We start from the raw sequence: 17,917 nt of genomic DNA on the forward strand, positions 1-17,917 counted from the left end.
TAATATTTATTAAACTTTCGTTACATAAGTATCCTATTAGGGATTGGGGAGATTAATTATGAAAAAATCTTTAGGTATGCTATTATCCATTATCATTTTATTTTTCACTCTAAGTGGTCAGGTTACCGCAAAAACGACATCACAGAATTTGTCTGATGCAAATGCATTAAAGATAGCCGATAATGCCAGCAAACATTTTTGGAATGCTTTACATGGATATAAAACCCGTTCATGTTCACAAAAAACTTTCAATTATAAAGGGACAGAGTATTCGTACCTTTGCAAAGAGTTTAATACAAAAGATAAATTGACTACCTACTTAGCAGAGACATTTACTAATAATGCAGTTGAAAAAGGGCTGACCAAATATAATTACATTACTCATAAAGGGAAATTAGCCCGTCCAGTCGGAGACGGCTTCAGCATGTTAGAGTGGAGAAAAGCAAAAATTAAATTGGTTTATCAAAAACTAAACGTTAGGTCCTACAACTTAACTGTACCTACCGTCGACGGTGAGTCAGTAAAAAGAACGGTTACCTTTTATAAATCCGGATCCACTTGGAAAGTCAATCAGTTCGATGCAGTTCAATAAAAAGTTGGTTTAAATGTAACACCTCATATGCCGTATAGTTCGTTAAAAACTATATTCCATATGAGGTGTTTTTCTGTTTTCCCTTTTATCTTGAGAAATCTTTTCACATCATGGAACTTTAAAAACAAAAAAACACAGCTAGGTTGCTGTGCCTTAACGGATTTTTGCCTTTCGAAAGCCTTGATAGGAATCATAGGCGGCAAAAAAGATTGTGATGAGTATGAGACCCCAGTAAATCGAGGTTTTCCAATCATCGATTGAAAATAGTGTTTTTTGGTATGCAATGAATTCGGGGTTCAATAAATTAGGATTACTGATGATGATGATGAAAGTCAAAGTGGACAACAGCTGGTATATAGCATGGAATATAGCTAATTTCAGGGTCCATTGTCTTAAAAATAATTTATAAATCGCCAAGAGAACCCCAATGATAACGACGCAAGATACCGGCAGCCAATAGGTATTCAATACCTCTTGATTAAAAGAGGGTGTCACGAAAATGAGACTGTCATTTCTTTTTTCATAGACGCCCAAGAGGTTTGCTGCATTGAAATAAAGGGCCGTGAATACAGAAAGACCTAACAAACTTGCAAATATCTCGATCATGGATATCGCTTTTTGCTTTGAAATGTTCTGAATATCTTTTAGGTTTTCCGGTGTCCATGGTTTCAAGTCTTTGGTTAAAGGCGACTGATCTTTTGAAGTATCCATGCGTTCTAAAATGGCAAATGAGAGCGTCAGCCAGAAAAACACTTGGATACCTGTACTGATGATACCGGAAATTCCTTTCCCGATTATTTTTAAAATTGCTTCCATAACCGTATTCCCCGTATCCTGAAGCGGATTATCCCCTAATAATGCGATCAGAGAAATGACTGCAGCGATTGGTAAAATCATTTTAAGCAGACTGATATAAACATCATAATAACGCGGTCCAATCAGATGCATTGGCCGATCGCGATAACCACTTGCCAGTGTAACCGGATCTCCTAATTTTAAAAGTACCGCTTTCACGTCTTGCTCCGTATGATCCTCCGGAAGCATATCTTCGATTGTAGATTGAAGCTCAAGCGCAATATCCGCGCGGTTTTTTTCTGGCAGCCTGCGGGTAACTTCCTGAATATAAAGTTCAATCAGCTCCATCTTCTCCCTCTCCTTTTAATAATATATAAAGCTCTTGAGAAGTTTTTTCCCATTCTTCCTTTAACTGAGTGTAGATTTCTCCCCCATAATCACTTAAAGAATAGTACTTGCGCGGCCTACTTTCAGAAGTATCCCAGCTGCTGGTCACCAATTCTTGTTTTTCCAGGCGGCGAAGTAAAGGATATAAAGTACTTTGATCAATGGTAATTCCCGACTTCTCTAAACGCTGGACAAGCGAGTACCCATACTGAGGGGTTTTGAGCTGACTCAGAACAGCTAAGGTCAAAGTGCCTCTGCGCAGCTCAGTGGTTAATGAATTCAGTAAAGTGCTCATCCAATCACCTCTTCCCTATACTATGTGACGTACACCATACCTTATACTATGCATCATACACTATTTTAGTTCTTATAACACCATAAAAATGAAAATATATTCTATTTAAAGCATAAAAAAGAGAAGCGTTTCACGCCTCACCCAGACTGCAGACAAACTTGATGATAATTGAGTTTGTCTGTCTTTTTTAGTTTTTTTAATAATTGGCCGTTGATTGGAACGTAAGGCACTCGCTTTTCGCAGGCGGTCCGGGAGCCTCCTCGGCGCCTTTACGCCTGCGGGGTCTCCCTTGGACACGCTTTTCCCGCAGGAGTCTCGCACACCCGCTCCAAAAATGATTATTTTGGTTAACTGGTGCCAATAACATTTGATTACCCTCTATATTTAATCGCTGCTAAAAAAGTCCGCATTACCTGTTCGGCTGAAACTTCCAACAATTCTGCTCCTCTTCCCATGGCTTCCTTTAAAGGCATAGGAGCGTTCACCAAACTATGAACACTAGTTATTCCATGGTCATATAAAACTTCAATACCTGTTCCGATCGACCCAGCTAAAACAAATACGGGAATACCATGCTTTTTAGCTTCTTGTGCAACTCCCATTGGTGTTTTGCCCGAAACAGTCTGGTAATCGATTTGGCCCTCACCCGTAAAGACACAATCGGCATCGGACAATTTTTCACCCAGTTTTGTGTACTCCATAACAATATCGATGCCCCTTTTTGTTTCTGCACGGAAAAAGGCTTGAAATGCACCACCAATTCCACCTGCAGCACCGGCGCCTGCTTTATCATGCAAGTGTATGCCTGTCTTGATTTCCACCAAATCAGCCCATGATGATAAAGCTTTATCAAGCATATCAACCATGTCAGGAGTCGCCCCTTTTTGAGGTCCGAATACACTTGATGCCCCATCGGGACCGACTAATGGATTTTGGACATCCGAGGCAATCAAAAACTCGGAATCTGCTATTCTGGAATCAAAATCCTCCATATTAATTTCTGATATCCGCGATAATTCGGCACCCCCGAACCCCAACGATTTACCATCTTCATCAAACACCTTCATTCCCAAAGCCTGGAGCATACCGACACCGCCATCATTGGTAGCGCTTCCGCCAACCGCTAAAATGAACTTTCGACAGCCATCATTCAATGCCATTTGAATAAGCTCCCCTGTTCCGTATGTTGTAGTGATCAATGGGTTCAACTCATCTGGATCGACTAGGCACAGACCGGATGCACTGGCCATTTCAATCACGCATGTTTCCTGATCGCCCAATATTCCATATGCTGCTTGAACTTCTTCAAGTAAAGGTCCCTTAACTGTCACTTCGACTTTTCGACCATTCGTAGCTGCAACAAGACTATCCATCGTACCTTCCCCGCCATCCGCTGCAGGAATTAATTCTGTCTTCGCATCCGGCAGTGCCTTCCTGACCCCTCGCTCGATTGCTTTGGAAGCTTCTAATGCTGACAAACTTCCTTTATAGGAATCTGGTGCAATAACAATTTTCATGCTTAATCCCCCTATGAATATATTTTTATATTAATTTAATTATAATCTTCGGAAATATTTTAATCATATACAAAAAATGATTTTACCTTCAAAAGTATAAGAATGCTAAAGGCGTAAACTAACGCCCCCCTTTAAAACGGGAAAGCCACTAATCATTCACGAAAATGATCGTCATCAATTGGGGGATCATTCACGGAAAAAATTTGCCCATTTTTTAAAATGTAATTATTGGCGTTATCGGCATCACCGGGGGAATCGGTGATAATGATTAGTGAAATGATGCTTCATCAAGTTTTTATTGCGAAACAGCTCGATGAAAAAAACACTAAAAATTATTGGTTGATGACTTACTAAAAGAGCATTCGATTGATGGGAGACTTGAACGGATTGGAATGAAATTAGGACATCCCTCTCAAGTGGAATGACGGATATGAAATTAAATCGGTTAAATAAGAGTGAAGTTGATCGAGTAACTGCAACAATTTATCCTTAGTAACTTAAATATCGGGGTGTGTACATCCAATAAAAATCAACTAATCACCGTTGCTGCATGATCCATAACGTTGCAGTTAACCAAGTTGGATATGCCAATCGAAAAGGAGAAGTTGAAAAATGTTGTGAGAACAAGACTGCTTACGTTCTATTCCTATTAAGACCATGCATTGGATTCTGTATAATTGATCGAGTTACCGAGTAGATTAACAATACATGATTTTTTTAACCAGGAGGGATTGAATGAGTGCTATCGCAAATCTTTTAATTATCCTTGGATTTACCGTTATCTTCATCATTATAATTGTCTTGGTTTTCCTATTACTTTATATGGTTTTCTTTGACCGAATGCAGAAGCATCATGCAATTTTAAGGAATTACCCCGTGCTTGGGAGAATTCGTTACTTTCTGGAAAAAATCGGGCCTGAAATGCGGCAATATTGGTTTAACAGTGATAACGAAGGAAAACCCTTCTCCCGGGATGACTATGAACATATGGTGAAAAGTTCAAAATATTTACGGGATGTCATAGGTTTTGGCTCAAAACGGGATTTTGATGAAGAAGGCTTCTTTGTTAAAAACAGCATGTTTCCAAAGTTAGCCGAAGAAGAAAAATACGATCGAGAAACAAAAGTGACGACTAAAAGATACATTCTATTAAAAGACCCACTTTTCTCACAGCGAGAGGAAAAATGGGGAGATGAAGTATCCTCTGCGTTCTTATTGGATGATGAAGATGCCGTGATCATCGGCCCAAACACCAAGAATCCCTTTCGATTAAAAGGGCTTATCGGCATGTCCGCCATGAGTTATGGTTCTTTAGGGAAGAACGCAATCACTGCCCTTTCTGAGGGATTGGCTGCAGCAAAAGGCACATGGATGAATACAGGGGAAGGCGGACTTTCTCCTTATCATTTAATCGGCGGTGTGGATATAATCATGCAAATCGGTCCAGCCATGTTTGGGGTTCGTGATAGTATCGGCGAAATGGATTGGGATGAGTTAAAAAGAAAAAGTGAAATACCCGAAATCAAAGCATTTGAAATCAAATTGGCTCAAGGTGCCAAAACTCGCGGAGGGCATATCGATGCTGAAAAAGTGAATCCGGAAATCGCTGATATCCGCAAGGTCGTACCGTTCAAAGCGATTGATAGTCCGAATCGGTTTCATCAATTCAATGACGTAAAATCCATGTGCGATTTTATCGAAAAAATCAGGGAACATACAGGTATCCCGGTCGGCATCAAAATGGTCATCGGTGGCAATGACAGTGTTGAAGAGCTTGCTAGCTACATGAAAGAAACCGGGAAAGGTCCGGATTTCATTTCATTGGATGGCGGTGAAGGCGGCACTGGTGCATCTTATCAGGAATTGATCGATAGCGTAGGATTACCGATAAAATCCGCTTTGCCGATTTTAGTATCTACTTTGGAAAAATACGGTGTCCGCAATCGCGTTAAAATCATTGCCTCCGGTAAATTGTTCACGCCTGATAGAATAGCGATAGCTCTAGCCATGGGAGCCGACCTTGTTAACATAGCTCGAGGTTTCATGATTGCGATAGGATGTATACAGACGATGAAATGTCAATCCAATGCTTGTCCTGTCGGGGTAGCAACCACTGATCCTGAATTGCAAAAGGCACTTGTCATTGATGAAAAGAAATACCGTGTGGTCAACTTTCTTGTTACGCTTAGAAAAGGATTATTTAGAATCTCAGCCGCTGCTGGTTTAGATTCGCCGATCCATTTTCAACCTAAGCACATTAGCTATAAGGACGATAAAGGAATTGTCACATCCCTTGAAGATATTATGAACGAAGTTAAGGGACAAATAGGTGTCAGGCAATGAACAATCCACCGCCCAGATTATTTGATGGGCGGTGGTTTTTTCTTAATATAGGATGCAAAAATGTATCAGGCGTGTAATCGAAATATCCCCCTGCCTCCCACTTTTCCCTTCCCATTAGCTCCCCATAGTGATAATAAACATAGGCTGCAGCAATAAAAGCCGTTTTAGACGACATGAGCTAAAATCTTTCGATACGTTAGCATTCAAAATATCAAATGGATTGATAATACCATTTGCCATCACGTTCAAACTTTCTGCATTGGTCATTTAAAAGAAGGTATTCTAGGTGTGCCAATGTTTCACCAACAGCAAACCTGGTCTCGTGAATGGACAGATTTCCAAATAAGATCTGGCAAGCACTATTTACTGTAATCGGCTCTTTCATGTTTTCATGAATAACATGCAACCGGTCCTGATGGTGATCCAACAATTCAACAATTCTTTTATTGGCATTTTGAAACGGTTTCCCATGTGAAGGGATGACATATTCAACGTCCAGCTTTTGTATTTTTTTCAAAGAATTAAAAAACTCTTCCAATGGGTTGCTGAAACCTTTAAACCAATAAGAAATATTTGGAGATATCCTGGGCAATATATGATCTGTAGAAAAAAGGACACTTTCTTCCTTATTGTATAAAGTAATCAGGCCATCAGAATGTCCCGGCGTGAAGATCACTTCATACTCATATTTGCCAAAATGCAGTTTCATTCCTTCTTCAAGATGATGATTTACGGCAGGATAGGGTTTTACTTGTGGCATGAATCCGCTTTCGTCACTGGATAAGGCCACGGATAAATCGTCTTCCATACCACATGCTTTATAATTTTCTTTAAGCAGATTCAGCGAATCCGCTTCCCAATACGTAGTTCCCGCATGTTCATCCACTTGTGTCATCCAAACATCCGCATCGGTTAATTGTTGTAATGTCCCTGCATACCCGAAATGATCTGGGTGATAATGGGTGATGATAATATCGGTAATATCGTGTTTTTCGATAATTGGGTTCCATAAATCCCTTGTCGTTTTGTTATTTAATCCCGCATCAATGATTGTCCACCCTTTTTCACCTTCCGCTAGGAAACTATGGACATGGTCCAACCTAAAAGGCAATGGAATGGTAACTTGAGTAACTTTCAGTTCATTCAGCAAGTATAACTTCCCCTTCCGATGTAACTTCATTTACATAAAACAAAAAATCGAAATTGCTAAAAACAAAACATTTAAGTTTATTAAATAAATGTATATCATTAATCAATTCGACGAATTCTTTCAAGTTCCTTTTATCAATATCCAGAAGCATCGATTAAAATCCAGAAGCAAAGCCTAGGGGCATTGGTTAAATCAAGAAATAAAAAAACCGCCATTAATATTTATGGCGGCACCTCGTTTTACATATTTTCCTCGATTCTTTGAACAAGGATAAAAAGAAAATGATAGATTAAATCAAAAGCTTCCTCTAATGTCATGTCTTCTCGGAATCCTTTTACGTTATCCAAGGCTAAATTCACATCCCATAGCCCGTCGCCCTGGTTAAACATTAAACTGAACGAACCAATTTCCGCTTGAAGTTCCTTAGTTAAATACGTTTTTAAAACTTCTCCCATTTTTTTCTGGAATTTCAATCCGAACATCGCGTTATACGTACCAAAAACATCATCGACTTCTAAAGAAAGTGCCTCAACACCGATTAATTCGAACCATTTTGATTCAAAGTAAAGGAACTCATCTTTGTTATTTTTCAAATACTCGATCGGTTGTGATAAAAATGCAGAGTTCTCTTCAGAGATTAATTCTTCGCTCTCTTTGTTACTACGCTCCATATAAGCATCTGTAAAACGGGATGCATTTTCTTTTTCCACTATAATGATATCATCGGCGATTAATTTATGCATTTCGACATAATTCTTTTCTTCTTTAAACAACTCAACCTTGTTTTCGATTACGGATTTTGATATGTATGATTCTATTTGTTTTTTTAGCATGATATGTCCTCCTAGTATCTTTTCAAGCTTTCGCAATATCAATCATAGCATATTCACTATAGATAAAATAACTTTGTGAAAGAAATTACAATATCAGTTGTGGCAATCATTTCGTGTCTTCGATATAGTAGTGGTAAGCGTTTATACATATGAGAGAAATGAGATGTTGAATCATGCAAAAAATCATTGTAGTTGGTGCAGGAATTTTGGGAGCTTCCACTGCCTATCAGTTGGCTAAAACTGGTGTTGAAGTGATCATTATTGACCGACAAGATATCGGTCAGGCAACATCTGCAGCTGCAGGAATCGTTTGCCCGTGGATTTCGCAAAGACGCAACCAAGCTTGGTATCTCCTTGCCAAAAATGGTGCGGCTTTTTATCCGGGTTTAATTGAAGAACTTGAACGGGACGGGGAAACCGAGACTGGGTATGCCCAGGTCGGGGCCATAAGCTTACATACCGATGAAGATAAACTGAATGCCATGAAGAACCGGGCGGCAAAACGGAAAGAAGAAGCACCGGAGATAGGGACGATCACAATACTTTCCGCAGAGGAAACACGTGCCTTATTCCCGCCTCTTTCCAGTGAATATGCAGCCGTTCACGTGAGTGGTGCAGCGCGGGTCGATGGACGCGCACTACGTGATTCCTTATTGCGGGCATCACAAAAAAACGGTGCAAAACTTATGTATGGTGAGGCCATACTTACATATAACGGTGCACAAGTGACAGGTGTAACACTTGGAGATGAATTCATATCTGCCGATAAAGTGATTGTTTGTGCTGGCGCTTGGGCACCGCAATTACTGAAGCCACTCGGCGTGAATTTTCAAGTCACCTTCCAAAAAGCTCAAATCATTCATCTGGAAACGCCAAATGACAATACAACTGACTGGCCTGTAGTCATGCCTCCCAGTGATCAATATCTTTTGGCTTTCGATAATAATAAAATCGTTGCTGGGGCGACTCACGAAAATACGGAAGTTTTCGATACCCGAATGACCGCAGGAGGACTCCAGGAGGTTTTCGATAAGGCCTTGCAAACCGCTCCCGGTTTGACAGATAGTACGTTTGTTGAAGCAAGGGTCGGATTTCGTCCATTCACGCCGGGATTCCTTCCGGTCATGGGTCCTTTGCCTGACTGGGAAGGAATAATCGTAGCCAATGGTCTTGGAGCTTCAGGTTTAACAATGGGCCCCTATATAGGCTCACTATTGGCAAATCTCGCACTTGATAGAAAAATCGAAATCGATATAGAAAATTATGATGTCAGAGGTGCGCTATAAATTTAGCTTCCCTTTAATTAACTTGCTGTATGAACTCGACTGATCAAGAATGATCAGTTCAGTTTTTTTTCCAATGGTCCTTTTCATAAAAAAAATCAAGGACCTTTAATGGGTCCTTGATTCAGACTGTAGACAAACTCGAGGAAAATCGAGTTTATCTATTTTTTATGACTTGTACAATTTGGACGTTGATTTACACTCCAGGCACTCGCTTTCCGCGGGCGGTCGGGGAGCCTCCTCGGCTTTCGCCTGCGGGGTCTCCCCTAGACGCGCTTTTCCCGCAGGAGTCTCGTACCTTCCGTTCCAATCAACTTTGCTTTAACTCTTAGATAGAACACTTTTGCCTAGGGTCATTTTTGTTTTAAAATAGAAGTATTAAAACATGAGGTGATGAAGATGCTTTCTAAACATGATTCTATTCAGCGAGATCAACTTGAAATGATTACTTTAGATCAACTGGTGCCGGCGAACCATTTGGTTCGTAAAATGGAGGCTTCCATTGAGTTCACTTTATGACTTAGTGAAAGATATGTACAGAGGTAGGACGCTCAAGTATTGATTCAGTTATTTTAGTTAAACTGACATCGTTCAATTTACCTTCTGTATTCGTTCCATGCGTAAAACGATTGAAGAAGCTGAAACAAATATGGCTTACCGTTGGTTCTAAGGCTATGGTTTTCATGATAAAGTACCTCCTACTCCACGTTCGGAAAAAATCATGCTGTTCTTTGAAATGAAAAAATAAGAATCTTCAATTTCAATTTATTTCATCTATTTATTAATATCAGCTTCACTTACTTCTTCATAAATAACTTTTAACTCTTCAATAGTGAGTGATTTTAAAAATTCCTCTAGTTCATCCATGTTAATGCCTCCTATAATAAAGAACATTTGTTCTTATTATAATCTCCAAAATATCACTAGTAAATAGTTTATTTTACTTTTAACACGAAAGATGAATAATAGAATTATTAATCAAATGTTTCCTATCCTTTAATATCTATATAAGTTTTTTTGAGCACTGTCCTTTAACCAACGGTCATTTCCTTTGAAAAATAGTGCTGAAACATCATTTTCATTTGCTCTTTATTTGCTGCAAATTGCTTATGACGATGACCATTTCCTCCAGATGGATGAGGAAATCCTAGAAGCATGTTGTTAGCATCCAAATAATTCTGACATGCTAAATAGTTTAAGACCTTGGATACATTAGCGTCTAAAGGAATAATAAGTGGGCTTTCGATCGTACCTATTTCGGCAGCAAAGCCACCCATTATATTTTTTTAAGCAACTCGGTCTTTAATATGTTCGGAGTTGTTCCATTGTAGTTTTTCCCGTTATAAAAAACTGGATAGGTTAAAACAGAGGTAGTATGAACGAGGTGACTTGCTTCGTTAAAAAGATCCAGTGCGGACGATATGTTTAAGTATGTGTGTAATCCAAGCTCATCCAACATTGAATTAAATTGTTTCTCATCGTTCCTTCAAAACTGGAATTCTTTTTTACTTCGTGCAGGATCTCTTCATCACTATGTATGTGCCTTTTTGCATTAATTACGGTAGAATAAGATTTTTTCATTTTATGTAATCCAGGACTGATTCAGACAATCACCACTTTGGCCCGTTCATTTACATATTCAAAAGGTGCGTAATAGATTTCGAGCTTTTTCTTTTCATCTCTTTCAAGCAAAAATTGTTCGCTCTGTATCATTTCATCTGTATAGGCAGCAGGTAAAGCATTATTTAGATTCTTAAATCGCGTAAAATTAGAAAAATTAGCAATCCCCATAAAATACTATCCCCTCTTTCTTCTATTTATTTTGGTCATATCAGTATATCAGAAATTTAGAATTGCCCCGAACATTGGGACATTAATAATCTTGTTGAATCCATTAGTAAAACTGAACCCTCTCAAAAAAAAGATAAATTGCTTTCCAACCCTTGGGTTGAAAAGAATTTATCTTAAAAATGGTAATTGGGGATGAAAAAATTTGGGTTTACAAAATGCAACTATTGATTGAATCTCCCTCGCTGGCGAAGTAATTCACGATTCAGGTTCGGATCTTTTTCAAATGCAGCGCGGCCGTGAAGCCAAAATATATTGTTGACGACAACTAAATCTCCAACTGGCAGTTCCAGTTCTAGTACACTTTCATCGTTCTCTAATGAATTGGATAAATCGCGTAAGTATTTGGCTTGTTCAATTGATTCAGGATAAACAAATTGGTCGATAAAACATATACCAGGTTTGTTATTATGATTGAAGAATGTCAATCTTTCAATTTCCTGATCAATGTTCTTGCTTTTCGGTGCCTTATACGTGAATTTGTGGCTTGATAATGAATGATTTACATACTTATCAAGCTCTTTCCAATCGTCTAAGTGCAATAAACGTGATTCTCCACCGCGGGCGTTTTGTTCGATCATCTTCATCATCAGTAACCAGTCCGTTGGTTCATCTACAAAGGTGCCGTCCGTATGAAGTGTAAATAAACGATAAGCTTGACGCAAATATGAATCACTGCTATCCGTGTCTTGAACACTAAAGCGGGCATAATATTTTCCTGACATGGCATCATGGTTCGGAGTTCCGAGCAAGTATGAAATGGCCGTTGCAAAAATGACATATTCATCTGTATTCTCCGTGACACCCTCCAAGCCAAGGGTGAAGCCTCCGGATTCCCGATCATGAACAATGTTCCGAAGCACTTCTCCAAAGTCTTCCCCCACTTGATCCAATAGATATGATGCAATGATGAGTCGGGCATATGGTGTATATTCCAAATGCTGAACAGACTGATTATCCTTCGATACCGTTTCTAAAAAAGCGGCAATTGCCTCTTTTGAAATTTCAATATGATATAAACGGCTGGATTGAGGGTGAACTTTCACCTCGTATTTTTCTGTTTTCCTTTCAAACTTCGCTCTCTTTTTTTCTGCAATGCTCATGAATAATTCCTCCTGTTATTTGTATTATAGGTGACAAAGTTAACGGGAAATATAAAAAGCCAGTCGCACATGATCCCTAAATAAAATAGGAATCCAACTGTACAACTGGCTTATATTCACTTCACTGCTCTATGCAAATAGAGTCACAGCGAATATGCAGTTTATGTATGATTTATTTTTCCTGTTTCCAATCATTAAGATCTTTACACGATTCTGAAAAGGTATTTTCCAAAAGGTGTTAATGTCATAATATTGGCTTAATTAAATTAAAACGTTTTTTCGTAAAATTGTCAACACTTTTTACAAATTATTCTGATAAATCATATTCCTAACTTGGTAGTTTCGTTTTTTCTCCTGCTTTAATTTGCTGAAAATGAAGATCCAGGTCCTTCAAGGCAGCAATCAACGCATTGGCCGCTTTCCCCCGATAATAAGATTGAATGGATTCTATCGCATCATCAACACCATCATTTAAACTGATTCCTTTTAATAAACGCCCAATGAATTCCCGGCCATGCTCTGTTGCCAGTGTACAGGAGGCTTCCAGTACAACCCCATATTTAGCATCGACTTCCGCGGTGATGGTCAATGTTTCAAAGACACTTTTCGCTGCCATCCCTTGAGGCAAACGTGCATGACCTGCAATGAAAATAGTTTTACCATTGAACATTATGCTTCTACCTCTCTCTATAACGAATTTTATTTTGTCAAAACAGCTTCCAATAAGTGCGATTGTTCCGGTATGCGGTTAACAATCTCTTTTCCAATTTCAATGGAGGCTGTTGCTGCAGGTGACGGTGCATTACAAACATGAATGGTCCGTTTCCCTATTATAATATGAAAATCATCCACCATATTACCATCATCCTGTAACGCCTGTGCCCGGACTCCGGCAGGTGCAGGGATTAAATCATCTTCTTGAATTTCCGGGATCAATTCCTGCAGGCTTTTCGTAAATTGCTTTTTACTAAAAGAACGAACATATTCATCCATCCCTTCCTTCATGAATTTACTGGCCAGTTTCCAAAAACCTTTATAGCTTAAAACTTCAGTTAAATCCTTCGCATTGAAGTCAGTTTTTTTATAACCTTCCCGTTTGAAACTTAGTACAGCATTTGGGCCGGCATCTACTTCGCCGCTAATCATCCGTGTGAAATGAACTCCTAAAAATGGAAATTTCGGGTTAGGTACCGGATAAATTAAATGATTGACAAGAAAGCGCTTTTCGGGCTTCAATTTAAAATATTCACCGCGAAACGGGACAATTTTCATATCAGTTTTATACCCCGCAGCTGCTGCGATACGGTCACTGTGCAATCCAGCGCAATTAATGACCACTCTTGCCTTTATTGTCCCGTTGTTCGTGTCGATGATGACTTCATCAAAATCTTCGTCAATCTTCTCCACCTTTGTATTCAGCTTGATTTCACCGCCGTTGCCTCGGATGATATCCGCCATCTTTTCACTTACCTGACGATAATTGACGATGCCGGCTTGCGGGACGCGAATCGCACCAAGTCCATTAACATGTGGTTCGATTTCCTTTAATTCATCCACACCGATTCTTTGGATAGCTAGTTCATTTTGCAAACCGCGTGAATATAAATCATCTAGAAGGGGCAACTCTTCTGGTTTTGTTGCAACGATGACCTTTCCGCAAATATCATGTTCAATTCCATGCATCTGGCAGAATTCCTTCATAGATTTGCTTCCTTGACGGGCAAACCGTGCTTTGAAGCTCCCTGGTTTATAATAAATTCCTGAATGGATGACGCCGCTGTTATGCCCCGTTTGATGATCTGCAACAACAGCCTCTTTTTCAATGACTACCACTTTAGCATTAGGAAAACGCTGATAAAGTGCCATTCCCGTCGATAAACCTACAATTCCCCCGCCAACAATTGCGAAATCATACACAATTAACACTCCTTTTATTGATGATTTTTAGTATTCAGCAACTCCATATACGTAATTAAATTGTTTTTAGTCCGCAAGATGTGAAATTCTACTGCAGCCCTTAGTTCTGCAGGATCCCCTCTTAGTGCCGCTTCATAAATCATCCGGTGTTCCCGTTGCGTTTCTGGGTAATAATCAATCAGCAAATTCGGCGCAATGGGTGAGATACCCAACGTTTCAACCATTTTTTGAACCCTTGGCCATGGGCACCCTTTTCGGAGGGTTTCATGAAAAGCCGCATTCAAAAGGATATAATGCTCATTGGTTTCGTCAGATAACTGAATCCCTTCCATTTCAATCAAAATACCCTTTAATTTTTCTTTGTCCTCCTTTGTTAAATAAGGAAGCGATTTTTCTACTGCAAGGCCTTCAAGCAGAGACCTGGTATGATAAATTTCTTCAATATCATCCCGGGTAATCGGTGTGACGATTGCTCCTTTATGAGGAACCATTTCCACCAACCCTTCCAATTGAAGCTGTGTAAGGGCTTCACGAATCGGCATCCTGCTTACTTCCAGGCGATCGGCCCACTCCTCTTGGATGAGTCGCTCCCCCTTTTTCAACGTCCCATTCAAAATCGCCTTCCTAAGACTTTTCGTTACGTTCTTAACGATAGTTGATTTATCTCTTTTAGAATTAGCATTATCCAATTCAGCGTCCACCTTTCGATATTGGATACAATTTTAACTATATCAACTATATAAAGCGATTACAATACTAAAAATTGAATATATTGTATCCAATTTAAATAACACTGGATACAATAAATAGGGTAAACAACTAATTCACATCTGGATATAAATTGGTTCCTCCATTTATATTTAACTTCAATTCACAAATCCAAACCAGGAACTAACGCCAAAACTTTCCAAAAAAATTCATCATTATGATATCATTATTGTGGTATCCAAATTTATTTAAATAAGGGGTTGCTAGTTAATGAGTAAAGAAGTCTACATGATTGGCGAAATAAGGACTAATAATTTCACCGATAAAAATCTTTTCGAGAAAATCGGATCCCTTTGGAGCAAAACAAATGATTATAATATTGAAAATGATATGAAATATGGGATATACCATCAGTACGAAAGTAACTATCGTGGAGATTATACATTAGCTATAGCCACCGAAACCCCCGTATCGAATGAAAATTTTGTCATTCCAGATCAAGAATACGCGGTGTTTGAGTGTTTACAAGATGAACATTCCATAGGTGAAACCTGGAAAAAGATATGGCAGCTGGAGGAAGAGAAAAAAATGAACAGGAAATATAGCCTGGATTTTGAAAAATATTATCCTGATGGAAAAGTGGAAATACATATTGCGGTTTTATAAAAAGAAGCTACTATGTGAAATAAATCCATAATGGCTATTCAATTTAGCTAGCCTTAAGGGCATGAATCGGTCCCCCACCGAGACTCATGCCTTTTTATTTCAGCTTTGTAACCTAGGGATTAATCACCTTATATTGTTCAGTTCATTATAGAGTAGTTTTTTCAGGAAGAACTTCCCTTTAAATCAAGTTTTTTGTATCAGGATGCATTAATATCTTATCTGAAGGCTTCAACCGTGATAAAATCAAACAAATATAGTTATCATAATTCATCTATAAAATAGGAAATTGGCAAAAAGTCATTAGAATAAAGGGGAAAATATGAATGGCAGAATTAATCGATTGGAAAAATAGTGCTCGCGGTCATAAGTTCATAGCTTCTTTTAGCGGAGGAAAGGATAGTGTCTTAGCCCTTTATAAAGCAATGAACATTGGAGAAGCTGTAGGACTGATCGTCATGCTGGAGGAAGAAGGAAAACGTTCCAGATCCCATGGAATGCCTCCGGAACTCATACATGCCCAAGCTGAATCAATAGGATTGCCTGTATATACTGCAGCTGCCAGTTGGACTGATTATGAAGAAGTATTTATGCGCCTTTTGGAAAATGCTAAAAATCAAGGAGCAGAAGTTCTAGTAACAGGAGACTTGGATATGCCTGCCCATGGCTGTTGGCATGATAAGGTTACGAAGAATGCCGGGTTGAAGCTTGGAATGCCTTTATGGGAAATGAATCATCGTGAAGCTGTCGAAGAGTTCATGAATCTAGGATTTGTAACGATCATCGTAACCGTTAATTTATCATTGGGAATGACAGAGGATGATTTAGGGCGAACGTTAACCCATGAATACGTGAAGGAACTTGAAGCTCGCGGCATTGACCCCTGCGGAGAAGGCGGAGAGTTCCATACGACAGTAATTGATGGGCCTATTTTTAAACAGCCAATCCACGTTCGTAAATGTGAGATTATTAAGGACGGAGAATATGCTTTTTTACCTTTGGAGCTGGATAAAATGAAGAATATAAGTACCTTATAACCGAACTAATAACCAATATTCCTGGCAACCACCCTGTGCTGCACCCCAATTATGAGATTTTCTCTAACGATTGAGGTGCAGTTCATTTGATGAGTCCTTTGACAGGAGCATAATATCGAGTAATAGTTGACATAACATTATTATAGTAACGTCATTTTGCAGCAACAATTCGTTACTGATACCTTTCTGTTTCATTATTTGTTAAACAGGAAAACAACAGAATTTTAGAAAAATAAATGTTTCTAATATACTAAATCGAGTGTTTCTTTTTAAAAATCAGTACGGTGTTATCAAGAAAAAAAGACTATATATTCTAGTCTTTTTTGAGAAGTCATACGGTTGATTTAAAACACTGTCCATTACCCGGCCAAAACTCTTATAATTTTCAAAAATCCTCAGTGAAGTCGATATTCCTAGCAAAAGGCGCGTATCCCATTCCGAAAGCCCTTTCACCTCTCCACACCAATGATACTAGTTTTATCTACCCATTCAGATATATCGAAATAATGTTTACTCTGAAATAACTCCCAATTGAAGGATTGTTATAGCCCTATAAAATACTGAGTAACAGGAGTTGTCTTCGTCCGTTCAGTTAATAATAGAAATCCATTAATGTTTCGTCCATTAAATCTTGTGTGAGTCCTATGTAAATCATCGTATCTTTTGGATTGGAATGATTAAGGATTTGCTGCAGTAAAGCGATATCCTTGAATTTTTGGTAATGCAAATAGCCGAAGGTTTTTCGAAGGGTATGTGTACCGACATCTGGAATGTCTGCCATTTCAGCCGCTTTGTTCAGAACCCGATAGGCCTGTACCCTAGTGATTGGACCATTACCTTTTCGACTTGGAAATAAATACTGTTCATTTTTCAGGTTCGATTTGCGGACATACTTCCTAACTTCCTTCCGAAGTTGAGGATTGACAAGGAACCGCTTAATTTTATCAGTTTTTTGCTCCACAATGACAATATGCGTACCCTCAAGAATGTCTTTCACTCGCAATTGTAAAAGATCCCCTATACGTAAGCCGATGTTTATTCCGATCGAAAACATCATATAATCCCTGTAGCTGCAATATTTTAATAGTGATTTTTTCATCTTTTCTATGTGATCCAACCTGCGTATCGGTTGGACATTTTTAATTCTTTGAGAGGTTGCTTGCATGAATGGCTCATTCCCCTTTCCCCTTCTTTCATTGTACGTGAACAGCTTAAAAAAAGGCAAGTTTTAAAAAATTTGATACGCTTATAAACCTTGATTTAATGCGTTTTCGAATGTATCAATAGAGGTCCTTTGTTACATTCAGAATATTCCGTTAGCATTAGTCATGCTAATACAAAAATATACCAACATCAAATGACCTTCCTAAAGGTTCAATTGAGACGTTTTAACGCAATCCAGACCAATTACTCTAGTAATTTAAAATAACCTCTTTAAAAGCCAAA

The 17,917-nt window shown here is 38.8% G+C and carries 18 protein-coding genes and 1 pseudogene; 6 read left to right on the plus strand and 13 right to left on the minus strand.

Annotated elements, in window-relative coordinates; translation table 11 throughout:
- The first annotated feature begins 58 nt into the window (after nt 1-58).
- Complete coding sequence (locus ABOA58_RS13675; RefSeq protein WP_350302741.1) at nt 59-592, plus strand: IseA DL-endopeptidase inhibitor family protein; 534 nt, start codon at nt 59-61, stop codon at nt 590-592.
- Nucleotides 593-745: 153 nt separating this feature from the next.
- Here ABOA58_RS13675 and ABOA58_RS13680 read toward each other — a convergent pair whose 3' ends face one another.
- The 3 genes from ABOA58_RS13680 to ABOA58_RS13690 form a co-directional block, all read right to left on the minus strand.
- Nucleotides 746-1,735 (minus strand): HAAS signaling domain-containing protein, encoded by a 990-nt coding sequence (locus ABOA58_RS13680; protein ID WP_350302742.1) that lies wholly within the window; start codon nt 1,733-1,735, stop codon nt 746-748.
- Nucleotides 1,722-2,069, minus strand: coding sequence for a PadR family transcriptional regulator (locus ABOA58_RS13685; protein WP_125160783.1), 348 nt, complete (start codon nt 2,067-2,069; stop codon nt 1,722-1,724). Before ABOA58_RS13685 ends, ABOA58_RS13680 begins: the two co-directional genes overlap by 14 nt.
- A 371-nt stretch (nt 2,070-2,440) precedes the next feature.
- Nucleotides 2,441-3,586: a glycerate kinase gene (locus tag ABOA58_RS13690; RefSeq protein ID WP_350302743.1), complete on the minus strand. Its 1,146-nt coding sequence runs from the start codon at nt 3,584-3,586 to the stop codon at nt 2,441-2,443.
- A gap of 735 nt (nt 3,587-4,321) precedes the next feature.
- Here ABOA58_RS13690 and ABOA58_RS13695 point away from each other — a divergent pair.
- Nucleotides 4,322-5,929 carry an FMN-binding glutamate synthase family protein gene (locus ABOA58_RS13695; RefSeq protein WP_350302744.1) on the plus strand — a complete coding sequence of 536 codons (1,608 nt, stop codon included), beginning with the start codon at nt 4,322-4,324 and terminating at the stop codon, nt 5,927-5,929.
- Here ABOA58_RS13695 and ABOA58_RS13700 read toward each other — a convergent pair.
- From ABOA58_RS13700 to ABOA58_RS13710, 3 genes are all read right to left on the minus strand, one after another.
- Nucleotides 5,919-6,104, minus strand: coding sequence for a hypothetical protein (locus ABOA58_RS13700; protein WP_350302745.1), 186 nt, complete (start codon nt 6,102-6,104; stop codon nt 5,919-5,921). The genes ABOA58_RS13695 and ABOA58_RS13700 overlap by 11 nt on opposite strands.
- A gap of 36 nt (nt 6,105-6,140) precedes the next feature.
- The gene (locus ABOA58_RS13705) at nt 6,141-7,079 is read right to left on the minus strand and encodes an MBL fold metallo-hydrolase (protein WP_350302746.1); all 939 of its coding nucleotides are present in this window, start codon (nt 7,077-7,079) and stop codon (nt 6,141-6,143) included.
- Nucleotides 7,080-7,318: 239 nt separating this feature from the next.
- Nucleotides 7,319-7,912 (minus strand): branched-chain amino acid aminotransferase, encoded by a 594-nt coding sequence (locus ABOA58_RS13710; protein WP_350302747.1) that lies wholly within the window; start codon nt 7,910-7,912, stop codon nt 7,319-7,321.
- 173 nt (nt 7,913-8,085) lie between these two features.
- On the opposite strand from ABOA58_RS13710, the gene ABOA58_RS13715 reads away from it, so the two are divergent.
- Both ABOA58_RS13715 and ABOA58_RS13720 read left to right on the plus strand, forming a co-directional pair.
- The gene (locus ABOA58_RS13715; protein ID WP_350302748.1) at nt 8,086-9,198 is read left to right on the plus strand and encodes an NAD(P)/FAD-dependent oxidoreductase; all 1,113 of its coding nucleotides are present in this window, start codon (nt 8,086-8,088) and stop codon (nt 9,196-9,198) included.
- A 396-nt stretch (nt 9,199-9,594) separates the two neighbouring features.
- Nucleotides 9,595-9,862: pseudogene (locus ABOA58_RS13720) on the plus strand (transposase); the annotation flags it as partial.
- A 364-nt stretch (nt 9,863-10,226) separates the two neighbouring features.
- Here ABOA58_RS13720 and ABOA58_RS13725 read toward each other — a convergent pair.
- From ABOA58_RS13725 to ABOA58_RS13750, 6 genes are all read right to left on the minus strand, one after another.
- Nucleotides 10,227-10,352: a hypothetical protein gene (locus ABOA58_RS13725; RefSeq protein WP_350302749.1), complete on the minus strand. Its 126-nt coding sequence runs from the start codon at nt 10,350-10,352 to the stop codon at nt 10,227-10,229.
- A gap of 445 nt (nt 10,353-10,797) precedes the next feature.
- On the minus strand, nt 10,798-10,986 hold the full coding sequence (locus tag ABOA58_RS13730; RefSeq protein WP_350302750.1) for a hypothetical protein: 189 nt from the start codon (nt 10,984-10,986) through the stop codon (nt 10,798-10,800).
- 221 nt (nt 10,987-11,207) lie between these two features.
- The gene (gene glaH, locus ABOA58_RS13735; protein ID WP_350302751.1) at nt 11,208-12,146 is read right to left on the minus strand and encodes a glutarate dioxygenase GlaH; all 939 of its coding nucleotides are present in this window, start codon (nt 12,144-12,146) and stop codon (nt 11,208-11,210) included.
- 328 nt (nt 12,147-12,474) lie between these two features.
- Nucleotides 12,475-12,816 carry a DUF3870 domain-containing protein gene (locus tag ABOA58_RS13740; RefSeq protein ID WP_251438000.1) on the minus strand — a complete coding sequence of 114 codons (342 nt, stop codon included), beginning with the start codon at nt 12,814-12,816 and terminating at the stop codon, nt 12,475-12,477.
- Between the two features lie 29 nt (nt 12,817-12,845).
- Nucleotides 12,846-14,063, minus strand: coding sequence for an L-2-hydroxyglutarate oxidase (lhgO, locus tag ABOA58_RS13745; RefSeq protein WP_350302752.1), 1,218 nt, complete (start codon nt 14,061-14,063; stop codon nt 12,846-12,848).
- A 14-nt stretch (nt 14,064-14,077) separates the two neighbouring features.
- A complete protein-coding gene (locus ABOA58_RS13750) occupies nt 14,078-14,752 on the minus strand; it encodes a GntR family transcriptional regulator (protein WP_350302753.1) in 675 nt (224 codons plus the stop codon).
- Nucleotides 14,753-15,041: 289 nt separating this feature from the next.
- Between ABOA58_RS13750 and ABOA58_RS13755 the strand changes: the two genes are divergently transcribed.
- Together ABOA58_RS13755 and ABOA58_RS13760 are read left to right on the plus strand one after the other, a co-directional pair.
- Complete coding sequence (locus ABOA58_RS13755; RefSeq protein WP_260357710.1) at nt 15,042-15,437, plus strand: GyrI-like domain-containing protein; 396 nt, start codon at nt 15,042-15,044, stop codon at nt 15,435-15,437.
- 323 nt (nt 15,438-15,760) lie between these two features.
- Complete coding sequence (locus tag ABOA58_RS13760; protein WP_350302754.1) at nt 15,761-16,471, plus strand: diphthine--ammonia ligase; 711 nt, start codon at nt 15,761-15,763, stop codon at nt 16,469-16,471.
- Nucleotides 16,472-17,063: 592 nt separating this feature from the next.
- Here ABOA58_RS13760 and ABOA58_RS13765 read toward each other — a convergent pair.
- Complete coding sequence (locus tag ABOA58_RS13765; RefSeq protein WP_194719377.1) at nt 17,064-17,636, minus strand: site-specific integrase; 573 nt, start codon at nt 17,634-17,636, stop codon at nt 17,064-17,066.
- Between the last annotated feature and the right edge of the window lie 281 nt (nt 17,637-17,917).

This window comes from Peribacillus frigoritolerans (genome assembly GCF_040250305.1).
Classification (GTDB): Bacteria; Bacillota; Bacilli; order Bacillales; family DSM-1321; genus Peribacillus.

Excerpts from the sequence above, each read along its gene's own strand:
- ABOA58_RS13675 (WP_350302741.1), top strand. The coding sequence starts at position 59 with ATGAAAAAATCTTTAGGTATGCTATTATCCATTATCATTTTATTTTTC.
- ABOA58_RS13680 (WP_350302742.1), bottom strand. The coding sequence starts at position 1,735 with ATGGAGCTGATTGAACTTTATATTCAGGAAGTTACCCGCAGGCTGCCA.
- ABOA58_RS13685 (WP_125160783.1), bottom strand. The coding sequence starts at position 2,069 with ATGAGCACTTTACTGAATTCATTAACCACTGAGCTGCGCAGAGGCACT.
- ABOA58_RS13690 (WP_350302743.1), bottom strand. The coding sequence starts at position 3,586 with ATGAAAATTGTTATTGCACCAGATTCCTATAAAGGAAGTTTGTCAGCA.
- ABOA58_RS13695 (WP_350302744.1), top strand. The coding sequence starts at position 4,322 with ATGAGTGCTATCGCAAATCTTTTAATTATCCTTGGATTTACCGTTATC.
- ABOA58_RS13700 (WP_350302745.1), bottom strand. The coding sequence starts at position 6,104 with ATGTCGTCTAAAACGGCTTTTATTGCTGCAGCCTATGTTTATTATCAC.
- ABOA58_RS13710 (WP_350302747.1), bottom strand. The coding sequence starts at position 7,912 with ATGCTAAAAAAACAAATAGAATCATACATATCAAAATCCGTAATCGAA.
- ABOA58_RS13715 (WP_350302748.1), top strand. The coding sequence starts at position 8,086 with ATGCAAAAAATCATTGTAGTTGGTGCAGGAATTTTGGGAGCTTCCACT.
- ABOA58_RS13725 (WP_350302749.1), bottom strand. The coding sequence starts at position 10,352 with ATGCTTCTAGGATTTCCTCATCCATCTGGAGGAAATGGTCATCGTCAT.
- ABOA58_RS13730 (WP_350302750.1), bottom strand. The coding sequence starts at position 10,986 with ATGGGGATTGCTAATTTTTCTAATTTTACGCGATTTAAGAATCTAAAT.
- glaH (WP_350302751.1), bottom strand. The coding sequence starts at position 12,146 with ATGAGCATTGCAGAAAAAAAGAGAGCGAAGTTTGAAAGGAAAACAGAA.
- ABOA58_RS13740 (WP_251438000.1), bottom strand. The coding sequence starts at position 12,816 with ATGTTCAATGGTAAAACTATTTTCATTGCAGGTCATGCACGTTTGCCT.
- ABOA58_RS13755 (WP_260357710.1), top strand. The coding sequence starts at position 15,042 with ATGAGTAAAGAAGTCTACATGATTGGCGAAATAAGGACTAATAATTTC.
- ABOA58_RS13760 (WP_350302754.1), top strand. The coding sequence starts at position 15,761 with ATGGCAGAATTAATCGATTGGAAAAATAGTGCTCGCGGTCATAAGTTC.
- ABOA58_RS13765 (WP_194719377.1), bottom strand. The coding sequence starts at position 17,636 with ATGCAAGCAACCTCTCAAAGAATTAAAAATGTCCAACCGATACGCAGG.